Genomic DNA, 21,496 nt, shown 5'->3' with positions numbered 1-21,496 from the left:
GGTGGCCTTTTTTATTTATGGAGTCAATATGGCACGCATTACCGGCATCCTAAAAAATGGGATGGGGAAACCTATTACCCATTGTGAAATTGCGTTGAAAGCGCTACGAACGAGCGCAAGCGTCATTGTTCATACTGTCGCATCACAGAGCCCTGGAGAGGCAGGGCTATATGACATGGCAGCGGAGCCAGGGCAGTACCGCGTAACGCTCTGTGTGGATGGATATCCGCCGGAGTATGTCGGGGATATTCAGATTTACCACGACTCTCCTGATGGTACGCTGAACTATTTTCTTGGGCTCCCACAGGATGGTGATTTACGCCCTGACGTGATGAAAGAGTTTGAAGTGATGGTGGCCAAAGTGTCGGCCCAATCTGCAGAGGTTGAAAAGAATAGGGATGCCACCGCAGAGAGTGCTCGCGCTGCTTTAGATAGTCAAAATGCTGCCCATGCATCTGAATCAGCAGTAGCTGCGAGTGCTTCCGCAGCGCTGGCCAGCCAGAACGCCGCGAAAGCGTCGGAGTTGGCGGCTGCTAGTGGCGCCCAGTCTGCGCAGTCCAGCCAGCAAGCGGCCAAAGCCTCGGAGTCTGCGGCAGCAGACAGCGCAGCTGCAGCGCTGGCCAGTCAGAATGCAGCTAAAGAATCAGAACGGGCGGCGGCCAGTAGCGCCCAGGCCGCGCAGGCCAGTCAGCAGGCGGCGCATGGTTCAGAATCGGCAGTGGTAGACAGCGCAGCTGCGGCGCTGGCCAGCCAGAACGCCGCGAAAGCGTCGGAGCTGGCGGCGGCCTCCTCTGCGGAAACTGCAGCAACAGATGCCGCTGTAAAAGCGGCACAGGCAACCGAGGCCACTCTGAGGGAGGCTGTGCGTGCAGATGCAGATCGCGCCGCATCCAGTGCCACGGAAGCACATTCCTTTGCAGAGCAGGCTGCAGGATCGGCAAGCGGTGCTCATAATTCGCAAACAGCAGCCGCTCAGTCAGCATCACAGGCGGCGGGATCGTCCAGTGCTGCAACTGGCAGTGCTAGTGCTGCTAAAGCCTCGGAAACTGCAGCAGCTGGGAGTGCATCATCTGCTGCGCAGTCAGTGTCACAGGTATCAAGCTCCGCCAGCGCAGCAGCTGGTAGTGCTAGTGCAGCGAAAGCCTCGGAGACAGCCGCTTCCGGTAGCGCATCAGCGGCGGCAGGATCAGCTCAGAGCGCCAAGACTGAGGCCGATCGTATTCTTGGGAAGCTGGACACAAAGCAGGATAAGGCCCCCATATTATCTGCGATTGCTGCGTTGCCGGCTGCGGCAAATAAGCTATCGTATTTCACTGGCGCTGACCGTGTAGGACTTGCTGATTTTTCACAGGTAGGTCGTGATATCGTGGGGGCTGGTACTGCTAATGATGTTATCCAATACCTTAAATTGGGGAATGCGGCAAAACTGGACGTTGGTATAACGGCAGGAAGCGTTGCCGCTGGTGATACCACAATGGGGGGAAGCTACACAAACGTAACAAGCGGCAGGGTCATGGGGGTAACATATACAAATAGTTCTACACGGTCGATGCTGGTCATATTTTCTTATCACGGCGCAAGCTGGGGAACTGTAGAAGCAAGGGTTGGTGGTGCTATTGTTGCTAGGGCTGTTAGCGTTAATAACTCATCAACCCATTCTGGGCCATCACTATCATTCATCGTCCCATCAGGCGAAACTTATTCAGTAACAAAGACGGACGGGGCAGTCGCTTCTATTATTTGGTCGGAGATGGTGTGATGATGAAGTATTTTAAAGATGCTCATGATGTTGTGTATGCTTACGAGTCTGATGGCAGTCAGGATGACTATATAAGCGAGGGCCTTACGGCAATCACGGAGCGCGAGGCCATGGCAATTGTTAACCCTCCGCCAACGCACGAAGAACTTGTCATACAGGCTGAAGCGTACAGGCAGTCGTTATTAGATGAAGCTAATGCTGTAACTGCAGACTGGCGGACTGAACTAGCGTTAGGCGTCATCAATGATGTCGATAAGGCGAAGCTTATTGCATGGATGGAGTATATCAAGGCGGTGAAAGCTGCAGATACTTCAACCGCTCCTGATATCACATGGCCGCCAAAGCCAGCTGGTTGAGTGATTGGGGGGGCATGGACGCCATAAACACGTGGGACGGTGTGAGCGCGGCGTTGGTTATGTTATAAGGCAATTCTTTGAGTTCGTAACGCGAAGGTCATGCGGCATTGCCGTCTATCCAGTCAGCCCACCACTGCATCATCTCTCGCCTTTTATCCATATATTGTGCATGGTTATAGATCCCGCGCACGGACTGTTTATCTGTGTGAGCAAGCTGGCGCTCTATCGCCTCAGAAGGCCATTCGTGCTCGTGTAGAATGGTGCTAAATTGGTGGCGGAAACCGTGACCACTCGCCAGCCCTTCATAGCCGATTTGGCGAATGACCAATAGAACGGCATTTTCACTGATCGACTTATTTTTATCATTTCTACCGGCAAATACAAACTGCGATACAGGTTCAGTGACTGGCTTTAATGCTTTGAGCAACTCAGCGACTTGGTGCGACATAGGGACAATGTGAGGCTTACGGCTCTTCATTTCCGATTCGTCGATCGTAATTAGTCCGGAAGTGAAATCGACGTTAGGCCATTTCATAGATCTGAGCTCTTTGGTTCGCAAGGCTGTATACTGCAACACCATAGTGGCAATCTTCGAAACTATACTGCCTGAATATCCAGCCAATGCCTGGTTGAATGCAGGGATCTGTTCAGCAGGAAGGAAAGGGAAATTTTTCTTCCTGTATCCCTTCATTGCATCAGCGAGATCCGGCGCTGGATTGTATTTTGCTCTCCCCGTTACTATGGCGTAACGAAACACCTCACCACAACGACGCCGGGCCTTGTTTGCTCTCTCCATGGCTCCGCGCTCTTCAATCCGCCTCACAACAGACAAAAGGGCCATAGGCTCGATTTCATTCATCTCCATCGCGCCTATGAGCGGGAGAATATCAGTTTCAAACATCCGCTGTAATTCATTCGCATACCCTTCAGACCATACCTGGCGCTTGTGGGCGTACCATTCCTTATAGATCACTGAGAATGAGTTATCCTTCTCGCTTTCCTTTTTGGTCCTTACTGGATCTATACCATCGGCAATATCCTTTCTTGCCTGGTAGGCTTTGTCGCGAGCTTCTTGTAAAGAAACAAGAGGATATTTACCCACGGTTAAAATTTTCTCTTTACCGCCTAGTTTGAAACGCAGTTGCCACACCTTTTTTCCAGAGGCTGGTATGTAGAGGTATAGCCCGTTGCTATCCAGTAGGCGATAGGGCTTGTCTTTTGGCTTTGCTGCTTCAATCTGTTTAACCGTGAGCATGGGTAAAATCCCGGTGGGTAAAATGTTTTACCCGCTTTTTACCCGCAAAAGAGTGCGGCTGTCAACGATCTAAATCGAACGGTAGCGGACGGAAATTATCTGTGATTGCTTATCTGGCGTGGGGTTAGCGAACTTATGCGGATGTTGACGAACTATGTAATGGCGTTCCCTGCAGGAATCGAACCTGCAACTAGCCCTTAGGAGGGGCTCGTTATATCCATTTAACTAAGGGAACACGTGTATACGGTGTGGCGCAGCGGCGCTATCCGTGCCGAAGCATTGAGCTATCCTACCGTATTCCCTCTCTTTTTTTCAAGCCGATCCTCGGGAGAGGGGACAGAACGCGCTCTTTTTGCGCGGCGCCGCCTACTAAATGCGCAGTCCGCGGCGCCGCGCTGAGCGGGGGCGCCGTAGCCCCGCCGGCATCAGGCGCTTGTCGATGCCGCGGGGGTATCGAGATGTTCCCAGCGCTGGATGCGCGTCAGCATCAACGGTATTGTCGATACCCTTTTACGCCAATTCTCCTGCTGCGCCGGATCGAGCTTGCTGTACATGCTAAGGATGATGTCGGTGCGGCGCTCTAGGCGTACCAGTATCTTGCTCCGCGCCTGGCTGCGGCGGTTGAAAAAACGCTGGCGCTCCTTGACCCATCCGTCGATCTGCGCCTTGAGTCGGGTCTCGGTATCATTCACCACCAGTAGGCTTAGCGCTCCCGAGCTGATGGTGATGACGGCGACCAGGGCGAAGAGAAAGGTGGTGTAGCCGTTGAAATAGTCATTGCCAGGAACATAGTTGTGGCTATTGGCGTTGACCATGACGGCGACCGCAAAGGCGATAAAGGGGAGCGTCCGCACTTTATATTGCCCATTTATCACAAAGGCCATCGGAAAATAGATTAACAGCATACTGAGCCAGAATGCGTTGGCGCTGTGCAGGCTAGGCAGGAGAAAAATAAAGATCGGAAAAGCGAACAGCGTGCCGAGGCTAAAGCCGATGGCGAACCCCTTGGGCGACATTCGCTCGCCGTATTGGCACATCACGAGCAGCACCGCCGTCAAGAGCATCACCTGAGGACCGCCGGGCCAGCCATAGCGCCAGAGCAGCATGCTGAGAATACAGCTGACAAAGAACAGGAGCGCGCTGCTAAAGGCGGAGTCGGTTCCGGCGCTGAACATGCGGTTTTGCCACTGCCAGCGAAAGCGGCTTTGTGCGTCAGTGGTGGCATTTTTCTGCACGATGTCGTACAAATCGGCGGCGATCAGCGTCAGCAGCGAGGCGTAGCGCGGGGAGTGCGCCATCGTCATCGACGGGATGGTCTGGTGCGCCTTGGCCGCGGCGATGGCGGCGCTAATCCATGCCTTTGTCTGGCTATCCAGCGCGTGCTGCATTCGCAGGGAGTAGAGGTGGCGGCTGAGCTTCTCCAGCGCGTAGATTTTATTGATCAGATTGTATTCATGGGAGTAGATGGCGCGGTAGTCGCTATAGTTTAAGGACATGGATTGACGCAGCAGGTCGATCTTCTGCGACAGATCCAGGTATAGCGTCACCGCATCCACATCCTCTTTATTGAGCAGGGAGTCCAGTTTTTCCAGGATAGCGTGATACTGACTCTGCCACGACGCGGCATACTCCAGCGGCCACAGCAGGTTGAAGATGAAGATCACCGAGGAGCCGATGAACACGCAGCCTACGCGGTCGAACAGTACGCTGAAGGCGTGACTGGGATTGGAGAGAGAGGCGCTAAAGACGATGATGAAGCCGATGAGCACCCAGCGCCACATATCCTTATATTGAAAATTGGTCAGGCTGATATAGGTGCAGACGCTGCCAAACAGCGCGGCGCAGAGCATGATGGTAAAGGGATCCTGCGCTAACCACCAGATGACGAAGAACCCGATGCAGCCACCGACAAAGTTACCGACGATGCGCTGCCACCAGCGGCTGCGGACTTGGCCTATCGTCCCCAGCGAGACGATGAGCGCGCTGGTTACGGCCCAATCCGGCGAGTGCATCCCCAGTCGCATGGCGATATAGAGCGAGAGCATCACGGCAAGGGTGAGCCGCAGGGCTTTTAAACTTTGCAGTAGCATGGGACGCCCTATTTAACGATATCGACGGTAGCGCTGAGCCCCGGAATCAGATTCGCCATGTCACTGCCAGGGTCCAGCTGAATATTGACCGGGACGTTTTCCGCCAGGCGAACCCAGTCAAAGACCTGGGGCAGCTCCGACAGCAGGCCCGGGTTTGGCAACTCCTTGGAGTTGATCGCGGAGCCGATGCTCTGTACATGGCCGCGGTAGACGATGTGGGTATCGGCCATCAGGTAGACCTTGGCCTGATCGCCGACGCGAATGCCGGCGATGACGGTTTCTGGAAAGGCGCCTTCTACCCAGATGTTATCGGTATCGACCTCGGCTAGGACGGCGCTGCCGGGGCGTGCGTAGTCGCCGACGTTGAGGTTGACCGTGGCGATGTTTCCGTTGCTGGGGGCATAGATGTGGGTGCGGGCCAGGTCCAGCTCGGCCTTCGCCAAGGCGGCCTTGGCCGCCAGCAGCTGCGCATTGTCTGGGCCGATAGCGCCGCGGGCGGCGATCGCCTGTTGCAGCCGCGCCTGCGCGGTGGCCACATTTCCCTTGCTCACGCTGAGATCCGTCTCGGCCTGCTGGTAATCGTTGGTCGAGGCAAAATTACGCTGCTTCAGGTTACTGATGCGCTGGAAGTTCGCCTGCCGATAGCGGTACTGGCTCTGCGCGTTTTGCAGCGCCGCCTTGGCCGAGAGCACCGCGGCGCTCTGCTCAAGCAGCTGCTGCTCGACGTTCGCCAGATTCGCCTGGGCATTCTGGAGATTGATCTTGTAGTCGCTGTCGTCGATGGAGAAGAGCAGATCGCCTTTCTTGACCGCTTGGTTGTGACGCACATTGACCTGAGTGACCAGGCCGCTCACCTGCGGCGCGATATTGATGATATTCGCCCGCACGACGCCGTGGCGAGTGCTCAGCTGCTGATTGTATTTATGGATGGCAAAGATAATGATCGTGAAGGTGATGGCGAGAAATAACGCCGTGCGTGAAGCAGGTGACTTTAGCATATCATGACCCGTTAAATATAAAGCGTGGCGATAACCAGTAATGCATAGACGGCCGATGCATAAGCCCAGACGATCAGGCGCGGATGCCAGAAATAGCGTAATAGACGATAGCGTGCGGCAAATTTAACCGACAGCTGAGTGATAATGAAACAAAGAATACCTAATACCACCAGCTTGGGGATGAAGGCGTTAAGCAACACGACATCGTTGAAGAGTTCCATGATTACCTGTGGCTATTATAGTAGTTCTATTTAGGTACTATATAACACACCATTGATAATGATAATTACTATTTCGTGTGGTAATGAAACAGATCTTTATAAGTAAATCCAATGTATCACTAAAGCCGACGCGCGCTATCTGGGATTGTCGGGTTTCTAACCAAAATCATCATATTTATTATGCTATTATAGCTGCTATTCTCCATCGTATCGCCGTAAATCGACGCCGAGGGCGCGCGCCGTATCGCCGAGGCATCACATTTACGGGGCCGCGAGAGACGCGGTGTTTGCGCTGTAGTGCGGGGATGTATTTTCATAATATATATACGCGATATATTTGCTATATATCAGCCTAATCTAATTAAGAAATAATGAAGTCTTTCTTTATTGTGCTTAATTCTTTCTTTATTGTGCTTAATGATGATGGGGCGGGATAGGAAAGCGCGCGGTTCGCGGAGGCTGACGCCAACGCGATGGGTGAGGTGCGCTACGCCGTCTTTTCTTGGCGCAGATCGCAGCGCGTTTTCTCCGGCCGCTTTCCTCCTGTCGACGGAGCGCGCGCCGGGCGTCGGGCGGTAAAATGTGAACTGCGTCGGTATGGGCGGCATTTCCGGTGCCTTGGCGGGATCTACCCGGTGATTATCCTTGATCTCACGCGTTATTTTACCCCGAATGAGTTAGGAGGAGTGTCACCTACGGGGTTCGGGGGACGAAGGGCTTATGCTATTATGCAGCGATTAAAATCAGGACAGAATCTATCCATGTTGACCATTTCCCGGCTGGGCTGCCGCCGCGATGAGCGTGTGCTGTTTGACGATCTGGACTTTCGGGTACAGGCGGGGGAGATAATTCAGATTGAAGGCCCTAACGGGGCGGGGAAGACCACGCTGCTGCGGATGATGGCGGGGCTGGCCTTACCGGATCGCGGCGAGGTTCTGTGGCAGGGGCAGCCCATCCGTCGTCAGCGTGAGACTTATCAGCAGAATTTGCTGTATTTAGGGCATCATCCCGGCGTCAAAAGCGTGATGACGGCGTTTGAGAACCTGGCGTTTTACTGCCGGGTGCTGGGGCAGACGGATGAGGCCGCCATTTGGGATGCGCTGGCGCAGGTCGAGCTGGTCGGCTTTGAGGATGTTCCGGTCGCCCAGCTGTCGGCGGGGCAGCAGCGTCGGGTGGCGCTGGCGCGGCTGTGGCTGAGCCAGGCGCCGCTGTGGATCCTGGATGAGCCGCTGACGGCGATCGATAAACGCGGCGTGGCCCGGCTGATCGGGCTATTTGAGCGCCACTGTGCGGCCGGGGGCGCTATCGTGCTGACGACCCACCAGGATCTGAATTATCCCGCCATGCGTCGCCTGCGCCTGCGCGGTGAGGAGAAGGCGGTATGATACTGGCAGTCATTCGACGCGAGCTGCGCATTGCGCTGCGCAGCGGCGCGGAGATCATCAACCCGCTGTGGTTTTTTCTGATTGTGGTCACGCTGTTCCCGCTGAGTATCGGGCCGGAGCCGCAGCTGCTGGCGCGCATCGCGCCGGGGATCGTCTGGGTGGCGGCGCTGCTGGCGGCGCTGCTGTCGCTGGAGCGGCTGTTCAAGGACGATTTTCTGGACGGCTCGCTGGAGCAGCTGGTGCTGATCCCGGCGCCGCTGACGCTGACGGTACTGGCCAAGGTGATCGCCCACTGGCTGCTGACCGGGCTGCCGCTGCTGATCCTGTCGCCGCTGGTGGCGCTGCTGCTGTCGTTTAACGCGGCAACCTGGCAGGCCGTCGCGCTGACGCTGCTGCTCGGTACGCCGACCCTGAGCTTTATCGGGGCTATCGGGGTCGCGCTGACGGTCGGGCTGCGCAAGGGCGGGGTGCTGCTGAGCCTGCTGGTGCTGCCGCTCTATATCCCGGTGCTGATTTTCGCCACCTCGGCCATCGACGCGGCGTCGATGGGGATGCCCATCGGCGGCTATCTGGCCATCCTGGGCGCGATGCTGGCGGGCAGCATGACGCTGGCGCCCTTTGCCGCCGCCGCCGCGCTGCGGGTGAGTATTCAGTAGGGTGACAGTTATAGGCCGGTTCTTGCATGCAGCGATAACTAAAACCGTGTTGATGCTAGGGCTATCGGCAGGACAAAATTTGCGGCGTTTATTGTATATAAATGCCGAATTTGAATGACTTTTCATCACTCCGGGCGCCAGCCCGGACCATTCATTACAATTGTGAGCAATCGCTATGTGGAAATGGCTTCATCAGCTTGCCATGCCGGAACGGCTCTATCGGCTGTGCGGCAGACTGACCCCCTGGCTAGGGGGGCTTGGTATCCTGTTTCTTCTGGCCGGCCTGATCTGGGGATTCGGCTTTGCGCCAGCGGACTATCAGCAGGGTAACAGCTACCGCATTATGTACCTGCACGTTCCCGCGGCCATCTGGTCGATGGGGATCTACGCGGGCATGGCCGTCGCGGCCTTTGTCGGGCTGGTCTGGCAGATGAAGATGGCGGATTTGGTCGGCGCGGCCATGGCGCCGGTCGGCGCGGTGTTTACCTTTATTGCGCTGGCGACCGGATCAGCCTGGGGTAAGCCGATGTGGGGAACCTGGTGGGTGTGGGACGCTCGCCTGACCTCCGAGCTGGTGCTGCTGTTTCTCTACCTGGGGGTGATCGCCCTGTATAACGCCTTTGAGGATCGCCGTCTCGCCGGGCGGGCCGCGGGCATTCTGGTGCTGGTCGGGGTGGTCAACCTGCCGATCATCCACTTCTCCGTCGAGTGGTGGAACACGCTGCACCAGGGGTCCAGCAATATGCAGCAGAGCATCGATCCCAGCATGCGCGCCCCGCTGCGGCTGAGCATCTTTGGCTTCCTGTTTTTCTTTGTCACGCTGACGCTGATGCGTCTGCGTAACCTTATTCTGCAGCAGGAGCGGCACCGCCCCTGGGTCGCCGCGCTGCTGTCGTCGCCGGCTTCGCGAGGGAGGCGCCCGCAATGACACCGTTCTTTAATTCTTGGCAGGCGTTTTTTGCGATGGGCGGCTACGCCTTCTATGTCTGGCTGTCGGTTGCGCTGACGCTGCTGCCGCTGCTGGGGCTGGTGCTGCATACCCGCCTGCGCCGGCGCGCGCTGTTCGGTGAGATCCGCCGCCATCAGGCGCGGGAGCAGCGGATACGCCGGGCGCAGCAGGCCGCGGATGACGATAACAGGGAGAGTGACCCCGTATGATGAATTCACGACGTAAACACCGTTTGTATCTGGCCGTGGGCGTATTGCTGGGGCTGACCGTCACGGTCTCGCTGGTGCTGTACGCCCTGCGCGCCAACATCGATCTGTTCTACACCCCCGGTGAAATCATCATGGGGAAAGGGGCGCAGCATGAGAAGCCGGAGGTGGGCCAGCGCCTGCGCATCGGCGGCATGGTGATGCCCGGATCGGTGCAGCGCGATGCCGATAGCCTGAAGGTGAGCTTCAAGCTGTATGACGCCCGCGGCGCGGTCGAGGTGACCTACAACGGCATTCTGCCCGACCTGTTCCGTGAAGGGCAGGGGGTCGTCGCCCAGGGGGTACTGGCGCCGGGCAACGTCATTCAGGCCAAAGAGGTGCTGGCCAAGCATGATGAGAAATACACCCCGCCGGAGATCGAAGAAGCGATGAAAGAGAACCATCATCAGCCCACGTCGGGCGCAGAGCAACGGGACGGAAATCCATCATGATCCCAGAGATCGGTAACTTTTTACTGTCGCTGGCGCTGGCGCTGTCCGTGTTGCTCAGCGTCTACCCCTGCTGGGGCGCGGCGCGCGGCGATCTGCGCATGATGGCCCTGGCGCGGCCGCTGGCCTTTGGGCTGTTCGCCACCATCACCCTGGCCTTTATTTGCCTGGTGTATGCCTTTATTGCCAATGACTTTAGCGTGGCCTACGTGGCGGCCAACTCCAATTCGCAGCTGCCGGTCTACTTCCGTATCGCCGCGACCTGGGGCTCCCATGAGGGGTCGCTGCTGCTGTGGGTGATGCTGCTCAGCTGGTGGACGCTGGCGGTATCGCTGCTGAGCCGCCGTATGCCGCTGGATTCGGTCGCGCGGGTGCTGTCGGTGATGGGGATGATCAACATCGGCTTCCTGCTGTTTATCCTGCTGACCTCCAATCCGTTTATTCGCACGCTGCCGGGCTTTCCCATCGATGGGCGAGATCTGAACCCGCTGCTGCAGGACGTGGGGCTGATCTTCCACCCGCCGCTGCTGTACATGGGCTACGTCGGTTTCTCCGTCGCCTTCGCGTTTGCCATCGCCTCGCTGATGGCCGGGCGCTTGGATACCGCCTGGGCACGCTGGTCGCGCCCCTGGACCATGGCCGCCTGGGTATTCCTTACGCTGGGGATCGTGCTGGGATCGTTCTGGGCCTACTATGAGCTGGGCTGGGGCGGCTGGTGGTTCTGGGATCCGGTGGAAAACGCCTCTCTGATGCCCTGGCTGACCGGCACCGCTCTGCTGCATTCGCTGGCGGTGACCGAGAAGCGCGGCACCTTTAAGGCCTGGACGGTGCTGCTGGCCATCACCTCCTTCTCCCTGTGCCTGCTGGGCACCTTCCTGGTGCGTTCCGGGGTGCTGGTCTCCGTCCATGCCTTCGCCTCCGATCCGGCGCGCGGCATGTTTATCCTGGCCTATCTGGTGGTGGTGATCGGCGGCTCGCTGCTGCTGTACGCGCTGCGCGGTGGTCAGGTGCGCAGCCATACCCGCCATGAGCTGTTCTCCCGCGAGACGCTGCTGCTGGGGAACAACGTGCTGCTGGTGGCCGCGACGCTGGTGGTGCTGCTGGGGACGCTGCTGCCGCTGGTGCATAAGCAGCTGGGGCTGGGCAGCATCTCCATCGGCGAACCGTTTTTCAATACCATGTTCACCTATCTGATGGTGCCGTTCGCCCTGCTGCTGGGCGTCGGCCCCCTGGTGCGCTGGCGCCGCGATACGCTGGGCCGCCTGCGCACGCCGCTGCTGGCCGCGCTGGTGATCAGCGCTGCGCTGGCGCTGCTGCTGCCGTGGCTGCTGCAGGATCGCATCGTGGCGATGACAGTGCTGGGGCTGCTGATGGCGCTGTGGGTGGTGGTGCTGACGCTGGTGGAGCTGTACCAACGGGCGACTCACCGCGACGGTTTTTGGCGCGGGCTGGGTAAGCTGTCGCGCAGCCAGTGGGGGATGGTGCTGGCCCACCTCGGGGTGGCAGTAACGGTGATCGGTATTGCCTTCAGCCAGAACTACAGCATTGAGCGCGACGTGCGCATGAAGTCCGGCGATAGCCTGGAGATCCGCGACTACCGCTTTGTCTTCCGCGATGTGCATGAGATCAGCGGTCCGAACTACAGCGGCGGCGAGGCGCTGATCGACGTGCTGCGAAACGGCAGGCCGGAGACCACGCTGCGCGCCGAGAAGCGCTTCTATACCAACGCGCGCAGCATGATGACCGAGGCGGCGGTGGACGGCGGCCTGACGCGCGATCTGTATGCCGCGCTGGGCGAGGAGCTGGATGACGGCGCCTGGGCCGTCCGGCTGTACTACAAACCCTTTGTTCGCTGGATCTGGTACGGCGGCGTGCTGATGTCGCTCGGCGGCCTGCTGTGTATGCTGGATCCACGCTACCGCAGCAGCGCGCGCCGCGCCAAGGATGCTCAGGAGAAGAAAACGGCATGAATCGTAAACTGCTTTTTATTCCGCTGGCGCTGTTTTTACTGCTGGTGCTGGCGTTTCTGATCCAGCTGCAGCGTAACGCCAGCGGTGAAGATCCCACGATGCTGGAGTCGGCGCTGATCGGTAAACCGGTGCCGGCGTTCCGCCTCGCCTCGCTGGATACGCCGGGCAAAACCTACAGCCAGTCGGTGCTGCGCGACGGCAAGCCGCTGCTGCTGAACGTATGGGCCACCTGGTGCCCCACCTGCTATGCCGAACATCAGTATCTGAATACCCTGGCGGCGCGCGGGATCCGGGTGGTCGGCCTGAACTACAAGGACGATCGGCAGAAGGCGATAAAATGGCTGAACGAGCTGGGCAATCCCTATGCGCTGAGCCTGTATGACGGCGACGGCATGCTGGGGCTAGATCTGGGGGTGTACGGCGCGCCGGAGACCTTCCTGATCGACGGTAACGGCATTATTCGCTATCGCCACGCCGGCGATCTGAATGAGCGGGTCTGGAAAGAAGAGATTGAGCCGCTGTGGCTGAAATATCAGGGAGGTCAATCATGACGGGGCTACGCGGCGCGCTGCTGGCGCTGGGACTGCTGCTGCCGGGCGCCCTGTGGGCGGCGGTGATCGACACCTACAACTTTACCAGCGAGGCGCAGGAGCAGCAGTATCGCGAGCTGACGGAGCAGCTGCGCTGCCCCAAGTGTCAGAACAACAGCATTGCCGACTCCAACGCCATCATCGCCTCGGACATGCGCCAGAAGGTGTATGAGCTGATGCAGCAGGGCTATAGCCAGCAGCAGGTGGTGGACTATATGGTGGCGCGCTACGGCAACTTTGTGACCTATGAGCCGCCGGTGACGCCGGCGACCCTGATCCTGTGGATCGGGCCGCTGCTGGCGATCCTGGGCGGGGGATGGGTGCTGGTGCGTCTGGCCCGTCGCCGTCCGGCGCGCGCGGCGCAGCGCGATAGCGAGGCGGCGCAGGCTGACCTCAGCGAGGCCGAGCGGCAGCGCCTGCGGCGCTTGCTTAACCAAGAGCATGATGGAGAGCCGCGATGATAACCTTTTGGCTGATAGTGCTACTGCTGCTGGCCGCTGCCGCAGCGCTGTTTCTGGTCCCGGCGCTGTGTACGCCGCGCGGCGACGACGGGGCGGATCGCGATCGCCTGAATACCCAGCTGTATCATCAGCGCCTGCGCGAGCTGGAGCAGGATGAGGCGCAGGGGCTGGTAGAGGGTCACGCAGAGATGCTGACGGATCTGCAGCATAACCTGCTGAATGACGTGCCGAAGCACGGGGCGCCGCGCGCTCAGCCGATCGGGCGCTGGGCGCTGCTGCCGGGCGTGCTGGTGCTGGTGGCGCTGTCGCTGGGCTTCTACCTGAAAACCGGCGGCTGGAGCCAGGTGGCCGAGTGGCAGCGGGTGATGACGCAGCTGCCGCAGCTGCGCGAGCGGGTGATGCACGAAGATCAGCAGCCGCTGGATCGCGAGGAGCTGACGCGCCTTGGGCTGGGGCTGCGCACCGAGCTGCAGTCGCAGCCGAACAACGTGGCGGACTGGGTGATGCTGGGGCGGATCGGGATGGCGTTGAATAACGCAACGACGGCCACGCAGGCGTTTGCCCATGCCTATAAGCTGGCCCCCAACGCGCCGGAGGTGGCGCTGGGCTACGCCGAGGTTCTGACGCGCTCCAGCGATGCGCAGGATAACCGCGACGCCGCCGCGCTGCTGCGCCGTCTGCTTAGCCAGGATCACCAGAATACCCGGGTGCTGAGCCTGCTGGCGTTTAACGCCTTCGAACAGGGGGAGTTCCGTCAGGCGATCGGCGCCTGGGAGATGATGCTGAAGCTGCTGCCGCCGGACGATCGGCGTCGCGATATGATCGAGCGCAGCATTGCGCAGGCGCGGGTGCAGGCGGGGATCGACGCCGCGCAGGTGCGGGTCGATATCAGCATGGATCCGGCGCTGGAGCGTCAGCTGCCGTCCGGCAGCCAGCTGATGATCACCCTGACCGACGGCCGCAGCCCGCTGCCGGTGGCGGTAAAACGGCTGCCGCTGGGCCATTTCCCGCAGTCGGTGACCCTGTCAGACGGCGATGCGATGATGCCGGAGCGGCTGCTCTCTTCGCTGACGCAGTTTTCCATACGGGCGCGGGTGGTGCCGCCGGGCGCGGAGGTGGACGGGCCGAGCGATGTGTTCGGAGAAAGTGCAGTTTTACCCTATACTAGCGGTAAAACGGTGGCGATAACCCTTAGCCGTCAGGCGCCTTAAGCGGCTGAGCGGTGCGTAAGGCTGGTGAAGGGCGCCCCGTAGAGGGGCGTTCTTGTTTATGGAGTGAATTATGAAATATCGTCTGGCGGGGGTGGCCCTGGCAAGCGTGGTATTGGCTGGCTGTGCCACGGGGTCTTCCCAGCAGGATACACAGGGGCGATCGGATCCGCTGGAGGGCTTTAACCGGGCCATGTTCAGCGTGAACTATGATTACCTTGACCCCTACCTGGTGCGGCCGGTGGCCGTGGTATGGCGTGACTACGTTCCTCGCCCTGCGCGTAACGGATTGATGAATTTCTTCGTTAACCTGGCGGAGCCGGCCAGCATGGTGAACAGCTTTGCCGAGGGGCGGATTTATGACGGCTTCCGTCACTTTAACCGCTTCTTCCTCAACACGACGCTGGGGATGGGCGGGCTGATCGACGTTGCGGCGATGGCCAACCCTGACAAGCTGGGCAAGCAGGATCCGCAGCGCTTCGGCAGTACGCTGGGCTACTACCATATCCCCTACGGCCCCTACGTCGTGCTGCCGGGCTACGGTAGCTTTACCCTGCGCCAGGAGGGGGGGGATTCGGTGGATTACCTCTATCCGCCGCTGGGGTGGCTGACCTTCTGGATGTCGGCCGGTAAGTGGGCGCTGGAGGGGATTGAAACCCGGGCCCAGCTGCTGGACTCCGACGGCCTACTGCGCAACTCGCCCGATCCGTACATCACGGTGCGCGAGGCTTATTTCCAGTACAATGACTTCTTGGTCAACGGCGGCCAGGTTCAGCCGGAGACCAACCCCAATGCGCAGGCGATCCAGGACGATTTGAAGGACATCGACTCGGCTAACTGAGCCATATAGCCGCGCGGGCGCCCAACGGGCGCCCGTTTTTTATCTCTGCCGCGCCGCGCTCGCTGTGCGTCCCTCTCTCGTGACCCTTGCTATGCCGCCGGACTTTGCCGCGTCGGCGCCTCTCTATCGCCATCATCACTCTCGCGCCATCATCGTTGGCACCGAATGGCGGTGGTTTGCCGGGCGGCCGCGGACGTGGAGATAAAAAAAAGCGCCCCCGCAGGGGCGCTTGGTTTGCAACGGCGTCGCGATTAGAACGCGTAGTTCAGGTTGGCGCCGTACAGCCAGGCTTTGCCGACGGAGCGGAAGGTGTAGGGGCCTTCCTTGAAGTCAACGTGGGAGCCGTGCATATAGGAGGCGCCGACGTCCACGGAGAGATCGCGATTGAAGGCGTAGCTAAAGCCGCCGCTCAGCCAGGCGCGGTTCTGATCCGGGATGGAGATGGAGCGGTGCTCCGCCGGCACCGGCGTCGCGTCAAAGGCTACGCCGCCGCGGAAGGTCCAGTTATCGTCGTAGTAGTAGGTGGCCCCCAGCGCCATACGATAGGCATCGTGGAACTGCTCATCCTTCTGGAACAGGGTATCGTTGCTGTTATCGGTGGCCTTCAGCTCTTTAAACTGGCTCCAGGTGGTATAGGCCAGGCTGTAGTGGATAGCCCACTGCGACGCCACGCGGTTATAGCCGGAGACCTCCAGCATCGCCGGCAGGGTCATGCTCAGCTTGCCGGGGATGACTTGGCCGCTGCTGCCCATCGGCAGGCCGATGACGCCCAAGATCGGGTTCAGGTTAGCGGGCAGGGCGCTGCTGTAGTCGCCTTTAAAGTCGAGCTTGACCTCTGAACGGTAGGTCAGGGCGTAGCGGTTACGCTCGTCTACCTGATACAGGATCCCGGCGTTCCAGCCGTAGCCCCAGGTGTGACCTTTCAGGTCGGCAATCTGGGTATTGGCGGGAATGTTCATGGCCATGGACTGATACGGCTGCGGCAGCTTAGGGGCCAGCATCTGCGGCAGATCGCCGGCATAGCGTTCGATCTTCGCCTTGGCGTATACCGCATTGACCCCCAGGCCGAAGCTCAGCTGCTGGTTGAGACGGTAGGCGGTGCTCAGGTTAAAGTTGGCGGTCATCAGATCGGTGGTGCCGCCAAAGGCGCCGGCGGTGTAGTTATCGTTGAACTCGGTGGCCAGACCGTAGTTGCTGGTGGCGGAGGCGCCGATGGACCAGCGATCGTTCAGCGGCTGCACGTAGTGCAGGTTGGGGATCATCGCGCCCGGGGCGATGTCGTGCGCGTTCAGGCTCTTACCGGTCGGCGAGGTGCCGGTGATATCGACGCCCGGATCGATATAGATGCCGCCGACGGAGATCGCCGGACGGTCGAAGGTGCTTAGCACGGCCGGGTTGCGGCTGGCGGAGGCCGGCGTATCGGTCATCGCCCCTTCGCCGGAGAAGGCACGGCCCAGTCCGGCCGCGGAGAATTCATTGAGCTGAAAGCCCGCCGCGTTGACGTTGGAAGAGAGTAGTGCTACCGCCGCGGCTAACGCCGATCGAGTAAACATTTTTTTCTGGCGCATATCCGAAGCCTCGTAGAACTTTTTTTAAACAATGTTACACGTCGTAACAAGGAGCGCGGATTGTAGGGGGGAGCGGCGGCCTAACAAATCAGACCAGTGTCATATCGGCGCGGGGCAATCGCTGAATGTTGCAATATTGTTCTTTAATCTCAGGGGATTACTGTTTTTGATTTGTTATTTTTGTTGTCAATTTATTACCAGCAAGGGTAAAAATAGGCGAAAAAACGCCGCCGACTGCGGCGATGACGCTATTTTAGCGCGATGCGTAATTCCGCCTTCCTGGCGCTAGTGTGAAAAAGGCGGGCGAGGTAAAATAAGCGTAAATATCCTGTTTTTTGAGCCAGATCATCATTGGCACGACTATCGGGGCGGTTGCCCCACTGAGGAGACAAGCGAAATGACCGATGCAATCAATAAATGCAGCGCGACTGAAACCGCGGCATGCTGTTGTGTAGACGTAGGTACCGTGATGGACAATACCGACTGCACCGCATCTTACCGTCATCTATTTGCCAGCCAGGATGAGGCTCAGGCGATGCTGGCTCAGCTGACTGAAAAGGCGCAGTCCGTCGCGTCAGAGCCGTGCCAGATCACCAGCAGCATTGCGCAGAATGCGCAGGGTTTTGAGCTGAACATCGATTTCCTGTTCTGCTGCCAGGCCGAGACGCTGATTTTCCAGCTGGGCCTGCGCTAAGCTGCACGCTGGGCGTCAAAACGCACGGGAGACCGTGCGTTTTTTTGTAACCGGAGGTCATCCGCCGCGCGGGCCGACGGTGTCGGGCCCCCCGCAGGGGGATGAGAGCCGGATCACTGGCTGCAACTCTTTTGCCTTTAAGATCTGTACAGTCGGCGGTGAACGGGGTAGTTTTCGTCCCTGCGGCGTACGGGGTGCGTCGTTAACAGCGCGCTTATACAGGCGCGCGCCGCCACGTGATAACAATAAATCGGCGGTAGCCCCACCGCGATCCTTTGCTCTTCCGACTTGGCGCGGAAAAGGATGCATTGAGCAACGATATTTTTCTTTCCACCAGGGTGTAAAGGCCGCGCACGGTGGCGTCGGCGTTTACCAACAGTAGCGGTGCAATATGCAAGTTTTTATTATGCGTCACGGTGAAGCGGCGCTTGAGGCCGCCAGCGATGCGCAGCGTCCGTTGACGCAGGTCGGTCATGCGGAGTCCGTGCGCATGGCGGCCTGGCTGGGTAGCCAGGTTGAGAACATCGATCGGGTGCTGGTCAGCCCCTATCTGCGGGCGCAGCAGACGCTGGCCGCGGTGCGCGAGGCGCTGTCGCTGCCGAGCGAGGTCGAGATCCTAAATGAGCTGGTGCCGGGCGGCGATGCCGACGTCACCGCCAGCTACCTTGAGGCGCTGTCACAGCAGGCGTCGCAGCGGGTGCTGGTGATCTCACATCTGCCGCTGGTCGGCTATCTGGTTTCTGCCCTCTGCCCACAGGAGACGCCGCCGATGTTTTCGACCTCGGCTATCGCCGCCGTGACCCTGAACGGGGCTGCGGGGGAGCTGGCGTGGCAGGTGAGCCCATCCCAACTGGCCGACGGCCTCTGATCCTCTTTTCGGCCCCGTCGCCCGACGGCGGCCGGCGAGGAACCCGCGTCTCAGAGGCGCGGCGTCTCCCGTTCATCGACGTCAATGAGCACCAGCAGCGCGGCATCGCCGCCCCATTCGCGCGGCGCCTGATAAAAGGCGCGGACGTCGGGATGCTGCGCCAGCCACAGCGGCGTCTGCTGCTTGAGAACGTGCTTGCCGTGGCCGTGCATGACGCAGGCGCAGCAGAGGTGTTCGCGGCGGCAGGCGGCAATCAGCGCGCCTAGCTCCTGTTTGGCCTGTAGCTGGGTCAGACCGTGCAGATCGAGAAACATTTCCGGGGTGTAGTCGCCGCGGCGCAGCTGCTTGAGCTCAAAGTGGCTGACGTCAGGGCGGACGTAGCGGGTTGGCCCGTCGCTGCTCAAGTTGGGCTGAAACTCATCGGAAAAGTAGAAGCTGGCGTCGATCTGCTCCTGCAGCACCTTCTGCGGCGCCGCCTGGCGCGTCAGGCGCGCCGGGCGATGGGTCACCTTGTCCTGACTCAGGGGGCGGATACCGGCGACGACGGTGCGGAACAGGGCGGCGTCATCGCCATTGATGGAATGTTTCTTGCTCATGCTGTGACGGTTCGCTGATTTCTTGCTGATAATCACAGTGTAACCGCAGATGGGCGCCGCGCTAAGTAAAACCGCCGTCGGCAGCGGATCCTTGCTGATTTGTCCGTGGCTTCATGGCACACTACAGCCGCTATACCCAGACGGGTATCACTCAATATTATGTAATCTATGCCGTGAGGCATGACTTTCCGAGCGCTGCTGGAGGCTACTTTGGACAAGATTTTCGTCGATGAGGCGGTAAACGAACTGCACACCATTCAGGATATGCTGCGCTGGACCGTCAGCCGCTTTAACGCCGCTGAGGTTTACTACGGCCACGGCACGGATAACGCGTGGGATGAGGCCGTGCAGCTGGTGCTGCCGTCGCTCTATCTGCCGATGGACATTCCCGAGGATATGCGTAGCGCCCGTCTGACCCTGAGTGAGCGTCACCGTATCGTTGAGCGGGTGATCCGCCGTATCAATGAGCGTATTCCGGTCGCCTATCTGACCAATAAGGCCTGGTTCTGCGGGCACGAATTCTATGTGGACGAGCGGGTGCTGGTGCCGCGCTCGCCGATCGGCGAGCTTATCGACAATCGCTTCTCCGGCCTGATCGGCCATGAGCCGCAGCATATTCTGGATATGTGCACCGGCAGCGGCTGCATCGCCATCGCCTGCGCCTATGCGTTCCCGCAGGCCGAAGTGGACGCGGTGGATATCTCCAGCGATGTGCTGGCGGTGACGGAGCATAACATTCAGCAGCACGGCCTGGAGCAGCAGGTGACGCCGATCCGCTCCGATCTGTTCCGTGAGCTGCCGCCGCTGCGCTATGACCTGATCGTGACCAACCCGCCCTATGTCGATGAAGAGGACATGTCCGATCTGCCCGACGAGTTCCGCCATGAGCCGACGCTGGGGCTGGCCGCCGGCAGCGATGGCCTGAAGCTGGTACGCCGTATCCTGGCCTGTGCGCCGGACTATCTGAGCGATGACGGGGTCTTGATCTGTGAAGTGGGTAACAGCATGGTGCACCTGATGGCGCAGTATCCGTCGATCCCGTTTGTCTGGCTGGAGTTCGATAACGGCGGCGACGGCGTCTTTATGCTGACGCGTCAGCAGCTGCTGGCGTGCGCGGAGCACTTCGCCCTTTACCGCAGCTGATCGCGGGGGCGGGCGCGAGGCCTGCCCCCCTTTATTCCGAATGCAGAGACAGGCAGTCCCCTGATGGCGTCAGGGTAACCAGGAGAGTGACATGGCGGGAAACAGCATTGGTCAGGTATTCAGAGTCACCACCTTCGGCGAGTCACACGGTGCGGCGCTGGGCTGCATTGTGGACGGCGTTCCGCCGGGAATGGCGCTGAGCGAGGCGGATCTGCAGCACGATCTCGATCGCCGTCGCCCCGGCGCATCGCGCTACACCACGGCGCGGCGAGAGGATGATCGGGTGCGGATCCTGTCGGGCGTCTTTGAGGGGGTGACCACCGGCACCAGTATTGGACTGCTGATCGAGAACACCGATCAGCGCTCGCAGGACTATAGCGCCATCAAGGATCTGTTTCGTCCGGGTCACGCCGACTACAGCTATGAGCAGAAGTATGGTCTGCGCGACTACCGCGGCGGCGGGCGCTCCTCTGCGCGGGAGACCGCGATGCGCGTCGCCGCCGGGGCGATCGCGAAAAAATACCTTCAGCAGCAGCATGGCATCGTTATCCGCGCCTGCCTGAGCCGGATGGGCGATATCGTCTGCCGCCAGTATGACTGGGCGCAGGTAGAGCAGAATCCCTTCTTCTGTCCCGATGTCCAGCAGCTGGCGGCGCTGGATGCCCTGATGCGCGATCTGAAAAAGAGCGGCGATTCGATCGGCGCCGAGGTGACGGTGATGGCGACCGGGGTTCCCCCCGGGCTGGGCGAGCCGGTCTTCGATCGCCTGGATGCCGACGTGGCCCATGCGCTGATGAGCATCAATGCGGTGAAGGGCGTCGAGATCGGCGACGGCTTTGCGGTGGTGGGGCAGCGCGGCAGCGAGCACCGCGATGAGATCAGCCCGACGGGCTTTCTCAGCAACCATGCCGGCGGCATTCTGGGCGGGATCAGCAGCGGTCAGCCGCTGCTGGCGCGTTTGGCGCTGAAGCCGACGTCGAGCATTATGGTGCCGGGGCAGACCATTACCCGCGACGGCGAGGCGACGACCATGGTCACCCGCGGCCGCCACGATCCCTGCGTGGGGATCCGGGCGGTGCCGATCGCCGAGGCGATGATGGCGCTGGTGCTGATGGATCATTTGCTGCGCCAGCGTGCGCAGTGTGCGGATGTCGCCTGTACGATACCGCGCTGGTAAAGGAGTGAACGGCGTGC

Annotated in this window: 22 protein-coding genes and 1 tRNA gene; 16 read left to right on the top strand and 7 right to left on the bottom strand. The window is 59.8% G+C overall.

The features are described 5' to 3' along the window. Positions 1–28 precede the first annotated feature (28 nt). A complete protein-coding gene (locus tag BRD58_RS12730; RefSeq protein ID WP_225865104.1) occupies positions 29–1,759 on the top strand; it encodes a prophage tail fiber N-terminal domain-containing protein in 1,731 nt (576 codons plus the stop codon). Further along, on the top strand, positions 1,759–2,115 hold the full coding sequence (locus BRD58_RS12725) for a tail fiber assembly protein (protein ID WP_321970052.1): 357 nt from the start codon (positions 1,759–1,761) through the stop codon (positions 2,113–2,115). The genes BRD58_RS12730 and BRD58_RS12725 overlap by 1 nt, the downstream gene beginning before the upstream one ends. Positions 2,116–2,212: 97 nt before the next feature. Here BRD58_RS12725 and BRD58_RS12720 read toward each other — a convergent pair whose 3' ends face one another. The 5 genes from BRD58_RS12720 to BRD58_RS12700 form a co-directional block, all read right to left on the bottom strand. Next, positions 2,213–3,370 (bottom strand): tyrosine-type recombinase/integrase, encoded by a 1,158-nt coding sequence (locus BRD58_RS12720; protein WP_034162696.1) that lies wholly within the window; start codon positions 3,368–3,370, stop codon positions 2,213–2,215. A gap of 160 nt (positions 3,371–3,530) precedes the next feature. Beyond that, positions 3,531–3,605, bottom strand: a tRNA-Arg gene (locus BRD58_RS12715). A gap of 190 nt (positions 3,606–3,795) precedes the next feature. Further along, a complete protein-coding gene (locus BRD58_RS12710) occupies positions 3,796–5,460 on the bottom strand; it encodes an FUSC family protein (protein WP_073383200.1) in 1,665 nt (554 codons plus the stop codon). Between the two features lie 8 nt (positions 5,461–5,468). After that, positions 5,469–6,458: an HlyD family secretion protein gene (locus BRD58_RS12705; RefSeq protein WP_012849292.1), complete on the bottom strand. Its 990-nt coding sequence runs from the start codon at positions 6,456–6,458 to the stop codon at positions 5,469–5,471. An 11-nt stretch (positions 6,459–6,469) separates the two neighbouring features. Beyond that, on the bottom strand, positions 6,470–6,679 hold the full coding sequence (locus tag BRD58_RS12700; RefSeq protein ID WP_015461971.1) for a DUF1656 domain-containing protein: 210 nt from the start codon (positions 6,677–6,679) through the stop codon (positions 6,470–6,472). Positions 6,680–7,440: 761 nt separating this feature from the next. Between BRD58_RS12700 and ccmA the strand changes: the two genes are divergently transcribed. From ccmA to mlaA, 10 genes are all read left to right on the top strand, one after another. Further along, positions 7,441–8,064: a cytochrome c biogenesis heme-transporting ATPase CcmA gene (gene ccmA / locus BRD58_RS12695; protein ID WP_015461970.1), complete on the top strand. Its 624-nt coding sequence runs from the start codon at positions 7,441–7,443 to the stop codon at positions 8,062–8,064. Beyond that, on the top strand, positions 8,061–8,720 hold the full coding sequence (gene ccmB / locus BRD58_RS12690) for a heme exporter protein CcmB (RefSeq protein ID WP_012849289.1): 660 nt from the start codon (positions 8,061–8,063) through the stop codon (positions 8,718–8,720). The genes ccmA and ccmB overlap by 4 nt, the downstream gene beginning before the upstream one ends. Before the next feature lie 175 nt (positions 8,721–8,895). Further along, positions 8,896–9,648: a heme ABC transporter permease gene (locus BRD58_RS12685; protein ID WP_015461969.1), complete on the top strand. Its 753-nt coding sequence runs from the start codon at positions 8,896–8,898 to the stop codon at positions 9,646–9,648. Beyond that, complete coding sequence (ccmD, locus tag BRD58_RS12680; RefSeq protein ID WP_012849287.1) at positions 9,645–9,878, top strand: heme exporter protein CcmD; 234 nt, start codon at positions 9,645–9,647, stop codon at positions 9,876–9,878. Before BRD58_RS12685 ends, ccmD begins: the two co-directional genes overlap by 4 nt. Then, positions 9,878–10,366, top strand: a complete 489-nt coding sequence (ccmE, locus tag BRD58_RS12675; RefSeq protein ID WP_015461968.1) for a cytochrome c maturation protein CcmE — start codon at positions 9,878–9,880, stop codon at positions 10,364–10,366. Before ccmD ends, ccmE begins: the two co-directional genes overlap by 1 nt. Then, positions 10,363–12,333: a heme lyase CcmF/NrfE family subunit gene (locus BRD58_RS12670; RefSeq protein WP_012849285.1), complete on the top strand. Its 1,971-nt coding sequence runs from the start codon at positions 10,363–10,365 to the stop codon at positions 12,331–12,333. The genes ccmE and BRD58_RS12670 overlap by 4 nt, the downstream gene beginning before the upstream one ends. After that, on the top strand, positions 12,330–12,884 hold the full coding sequence (locus BRD58_RS12665; RefSeq protein WP_012849284.1) for a DsbE family thiol:disulfide interchange protein: 555 nt from the start codon (positions 12,330–12,332) through the stop codon (positions 12,882–12,884). The genes BRD58_RS12670 and BRD58_RS12665 overlap by 4 nt, the downstream gene beginning before the upstream one ends. Further along, positions 12,881–13,384, top strand: a complete 504-nt coding sequence (locus BRD58_RS12660; protein WP_073383195.1) for a cytochrome c-type biogenesis protein — start codon at positions 12,881–12,883, stop codon at positions 13,382–13,384. The genes BRD58_RS12665 and BRD58_RS12660 overlap by 4 nt, the downstream gene beginning before the upstream one ends. Continuing rightward, a complete protein-coding gene (gene ccmI / locus BRD58_RS12655) occupies positions 13,381–14,595 on the top strand; it encodes a c-type cytochrome biogenesis protein CcmI (RefSeq protein WP_078057747.1) in 1,215 nt (404 codons plus the stop codon). The genes BRD58_RS12660 and ccmI overlap by 4 nt, the downstream gene beginning before the upstream one ends. Positions 14,596–14,665: 70 nt before the next feature. After that, positions 14,666–15,433, top strand: coding sequence for a phospholipid-binding lipoprotein MlaA (mlaA, locus tag BRD58_RS12650; protein ID WP_012849281.1), 768 nt, complete (start codon positions 14,666–14,668; stop codon positions 15,431–15,433). 251 nt (positions 15,434–15,684) lie between these two features. Here mlaA and fadL read toward each other — a convergent pair whose 3' ends face one another. Beyond that, the gene (gene fadL / locus BRD58_RS12645) at positions 15,685–17,001 is read right to left on the bottom strand and encodes a long-chain fatty acid transporter FadL (RefSeq protein ID WP_012849280.1); all 1,317 of its coding nucleotides are present in this window, start codon (positions 16,999–17,001) and stop codon (positions 15,685–15,687) included. Positions 17,002–17,398: 397 nt separating this feature from the next. Between fadL and BRD58_RS12640 the strand changes: the two genes are divergently transcribed. Together BRD58_RS12640 and sixA are read left to right on the top strand one after the other, a co-directional pair. Continuing rightward, the gene (locus BRD58_RS12640; RefSeq protein WP_015461965.1) at positions 17,399–17,695 is read left to right on the top strand and encodes a YfcZ/YiiS family protein; all 297 of its coding nucleotides are present in this window, start codon (positions 17,399–17,401) and stop codon (positions 17,693–17,695) included. Positions 17,696–18,086: 391 nt separating this feature from the next. Next, positions 18,087–18,563: a phosphohistidine phosphatase SixA gene (gene sixA / locus BRD58_RS12635; protein ID WP_012849277.1), complete on the top strand. Its 477-nt coding sequence runs from the start codon at positions 18,087–18,089 to the stop codon at positions 18,561–18,563. 50 nt (positions 18,564–18,613) lie between these two features. Here sixA and smrB read toward each other — a convergent pair whose 3' ends face one another. Then, positions 18,614–19,159, bottom strand: coding sequence for an endonuclease SmrB (smrB, locus tag BRD58_RS12630; protein ID WP_015461963.1), 546 nt, complete (start codon positions 19,157–19,159; stop codon positions 18,614–18,616). Positions 19,160–19,369: 210 nt separating this feature from the next. Here smrB and prmB point away from each other — a divergent pair, with 210 nt between their 5' ends. Both prmB and aroC read left to right on the top strand, forming a co-directional pair. Continuing rightward, on the top strand, positions 19,370–20,302 hold the full coding sequence (prmB, locus tag BRD58_RS12625; RefSeq protein ID WP_012849275.1) for a 50S ribosomal protein L3 N(5)-glutamine methyltransferase: 933 nt from the start codon (positions 19,370–19,372) through the stop codon (positions 20,300–20,302). 91 nt (positions 20,303–20,393) lie between these two features. After that, the gene (gene aroC / locus BRD58_RS12620) at positions 20,394–21,479 is read left to right on the top strand and encodes a chorismate synthase (RefSeq protein WP_015461962.1); all 1,086 of its coding nucleotides are present in this window, start codon (positions 20,394–20,396) and stop codon (positions 21,477–21,479) included. Positions 21,480–21,496: the final 17 nt, after the last annotated feature.

Source organism: Edwardsiella piscicida (assembly GCF_001896205.1).
Taxonomy (GTDB): Bacteria; Pseudomonadota; Gammaproteobacteria; order Enterobacterales; family Enterobacteriaceae; genus Edwardsiella; species Edwardsiella piscicida.
The sequence above is the reverse complement of the archived record's forward strand: the minus strand, read 5'-3'. Positions and strand labels throughout refer to the sequence as shown.